Origin of the sequence: Kosakonia sp. H7A (assembly GCF_003028445.1) — a bacterium.
Taxonomy (GTDB): domain Bacteria; phylum Pseudomonadota; class Gammaproteobacteria; order Enterobacterales; family Enterobacteriaceae; genus Kosakonia; species Kosakonia radicincitans.
Genome location: NZ_PYTZ01000099.1, coordinates 1 through 479 on the forward strand (window position 1 = coordinate 1; position 479 = coordinate 479).

At 67.2% G+C, this 479-nt stretch carries 1 protein-coding gene; it reads left to right on the forward strand.

The features are described from left to right. Window positions 1-479 (forward strand): alpha-amylase family glycosyl hydrolase (locus CWM66_RS28405; protein WP_255416496.1); only part of this gene is annotated, 479 nt, incomplete at both ends.

Below are 479 nucleotides of genomic sequence, written 5' to 3' on the forward strand. Positions count from 1 at the left end.
CTGGTTCCGCGAAAGCCGCCAGAGCCGCGACAACCCCAAGGCCGACTGGTACGTGTGGGCCGATCCGCGCGAGGACGGCACCGCGCCGAACAACTGGATGTCGCTGTTCGGCGGCGTGGCCTGGCAATGGGAACCGCGGCGCGAGCAGTATTTCCTGCACAACTTCCTGGCGAGCCAGCCGGACCTGAACTTCCATCACCCGGAAGTGCAGCAGGCCACGCTGGACAACGTGCGCTTCTGGCTGGATCGCGGCGTGGACGGCTTCCGCCTGGATGCCATCAACTTCTGCTTCCACGACGCGCAGCTGCGCGACAACCCGCCCAAGCCGGCGGACAAGCGGGTGGGGCGCGGCTTCAGCCCGGACAACCCGTACGCCTATCAGTACCACTACTACAACAACACCCAGCCGGAGAACCTGGCGTTCCTGGAGCGCTTGCGCGCGCTGCTCGACCAGTACCCCGGCGCGGTGAGCCTGGGCG